Annotated in this window: 3 protein-coding genes and 1 pseudogene; 1 reads left to right on the top strand and 3 read right to left on the bottom strand. The window is 63.9% G+C overall.

Annotated elements, in window-relative coordinates:
* The 3 genes and pseudogenes from AWB74_RS44045 to AWB74_RS44035 all read right to left on the bottom strand — a co-directional run.
* The coding region (locus tag AWB74_RS44045; protein ID WP_143749534.1) for a glycosyltransferase family 2 protein at positions 1 to 572 on the bottom strand (572 nt) is incomplete at its 3' end.
* Positions 562 to 1,266 (bottom strand): PIG-L deacetylase family protein, encoded by a 705-nt coding sequence (locus AWB74_RS44040; RefSeq protein WP_061152735.1) that lies wholly within the window; start codon positions 1,264 to 1,266, stop codon positions 562 to 564. The genes AWB74_RS44045 and AWB74_RS44040, both read right to left, overlap by 11 nt.
* A 65-nt stretch (positions 1,267 to 1,331) precedes the next feature.
* Positions 1,332 to 1,696 (bottom strand): annotated as a pseudogene (locus AWB74_RS44035) (glutathione-dependent formaldehyde dehydrogenase); the annotation flags it as partial.
* 267 nt (positions 1,697 to 1,963) lie between these two features.
* Between AWB74_RS44035 and AWB74_RS44025 the strand changes: the two are divergent.
* On the top strand, positions 1,964 to 2,493 hold a 530-nt coding region (locus tag AWB74_RS44025), incomplete at its 3' end, for a divalent metal cation transporter (RefSeq protein ID WP_235024956.1).

Raw genomic sequence — 2,493 nt, 5'->3', positions numbered from 1 at the left:
ACGAGCGCCTCTTCTCCGCCGATGAAAAGCCTCGGCTCGTAGCCGCCCGTTTGCCGGAAGACGTCCGTGCGAAACACACACGCGCCCGCCATGAAGCCGATGAGCACGGGGCCGGGCAGCCCGTCGCGCGCGAGTGGACTATCGCGCATGCGCACGCACGTTCCATCGATTGCGCCGTGTTCGCCGACGATCACGCGCGCGCTCAGCACGCCGACGCGCGGCGCGGCATCGAGCACGTCGATGGCACGGGACAGCGAGCCGGGACTCCACCATGTATCGTCGTCGCAGAACGCGACGTATTCGGTTTCGACGCGGGCTACGCCGAGATTGCGGCCCGCCGCGCCCAGGTTGCGCGGCGCGCGGACGAGCTTCACGAACGGAAAGTTTGCCGCGATGCGCTCGGCCGTGCCGTCGTTCGAGGCATTATCGACCGCGATGATCTCGATGCGATCGGGCAGCGCGGCAAGTCTTGCAAGCGTGTCGAGAACCTGATCGGCACGGTTGTAAGTCAGCACGACGACGGAGAGCCGCGCGCGGTCCGCGTCGGGAAGAACGACTCGTTCATCGCTCATGGTGTGCGGGCTGCAAGGTCCAGAAGCGCTCGGGCGCGAAGACATCGTCGTAACCGTTCGGGCCGAACGCCTTCAGTTGGCTCACATAGCGGCTCACGGCGCGCTGCTTCGCTTCGTGATGACGCGCTAACAGAGCCGCATCGATGCGCTCTGACGGGGGCGTCGCGATGATGCCGCAAGCGCAGAGAGCGGCGAGGCGCGTCTGCACGAGCCCGTCCATGCGCCGATACAACGCGTCCTCATATGCGATGCAGGCAAGCGTTGGATCAGCGAGCCATGCCTTGCGGCACGCACGATGCACGAGGTCGTGATCCGAATGAAAAAGGCCCAGCGGAGCGACGAGCGCGCGGCAGGCCGTCGCGCGGATCACGTCGAGCAGGGCCGTGGCTATCTCATCGGGCGTGGCGGGGCTATCGCCTGCATATTGCGAATCGAGAAAGCCGAGATGGATGGCGCGCGCGCCGAGCATGTCGAGCGCGGCGGCGTCCTTGGCGCGACGCGCGCGCATCGCCTGATGCGCGTTCGTGAAGCCGCATTGCGCATCCCAGCCGGTGATGAGCGCATCGTCTGGCACGCCCGCGAAAACCGTGCATACGATCGAATCCGGCGCAGCGGCGACGGCGACGCCGCAACCGAAGACGGCATCGTCGAGATGGGGCGAGACGACGAGCAAGGGTTCATCGACGTGCGGCATGGACGTCGCTTTTCGTGAAGGCATGCGGGCTTTGCGCAATGCACGTGCCGCGCGCCTTCGCCGCTTCATGGCTTGAGCGCGACCTCGAATGCAGCCGTCTTCCTTGTCGCGGAATGTCTTGTACATATCGGGGCCGTCCGCGAGCGAGACGCGGTGCGTGATGACGAAGGACGAATCGATCTGACCTTCCTGAATGCGCCGTAAGAGGTCATCCGTCCAGCGGTTCACGTGCGTCTGGGACATGCGCCAGGCCAGGCCTTTGTTCATCGCCGCGCCGAACGGAATGTTGTCGATCAGCCCGTCATAGACGCCGGGCACGGGAAGCGGGCCCGCGAGACGGCATACATAGATCATTTCGCGCAGCACATGCGGAAGGTCGGTTTCCAGCATCACGGCCATGCTTCGCGCGGTCGTAGAGGGCGTCGAAGGAGGCCGAGACCGAAGCGGTCGCCTCAGCATCTCTGCAGCGTAATTGATTCAATTAAAGGAATTCAGCGTTCGGTTTGTTGTTCTCTATCAGGGAATTTGCGGAACCGCATAGGGCGCTAGTGAGAAGCACGCACGGTTGTAGCGCGGCAATATTGAGCGCGGCTATCAGCGCGAACTCCAAGGCGCGGGATGCGGAATTCAGGCTGAACCACCTGCGCGAGAGGAACGTTTTGTGCGCAGAGCGGCCCATCAATCGCGGAATCGCCCGGTGCGCTTTCTTCATAACAAGCCAGATAGCAAGGTGCAGGGCAGCGCCCGGCCCGCCCGTTCGTGGGCCGCCGACATTGGCCCCGGACTCGTGACGACTGCGTCGGACAACGACCCGAGCGGCCTCGCGACGTATTCACTCGCCGGCGCATGGTATGGGTTCGACATGCTGTGGGTGTGTGTCCTCACTTATCCGTCGACCGTCGCGCTGCAACTGATCGCGAGTCGAGTGGCCGCGATTACAGGCCGCGGCCTGACAGTGAACATGCGCGAGCACTACTCGCCGCAGTTCTTCTACTTTGCCGTCGCGCGGTTTCTGCTCGCCAATACGTTCAATATCGCCGTCGATGTACTCGCGATGGGCATTGCGCTGCGCGTGTTTTGCGACGGTTCGCTCGCGTTGCTCACACTCGCGTCGGGCGGCGCGTCGCTCGCGCTGCAATGGTGCATTCCCTATGCGCGTTATGCCCGGGTGCTCAAGTGGCTAACGCTCGCGATGTTCGCGTATGTCGGCGTCATTCTCGTCGTCGA

This window comes from Caballeronia arvi (genome assembly GCF_001544695.2).
Classification (GTDB): domain Bacteria; phylum Pseudomonadota; class Gammaproteobacteria; order Burkholderiales; family Burkholderiaceae; genus Caballeronia; species Caballeronia arvi.
The sequence above is the reverse complement of the archived record's forward strand: the minus strand, read 5'-3'. Positions and strand labels throughout refer to the sequence as shown.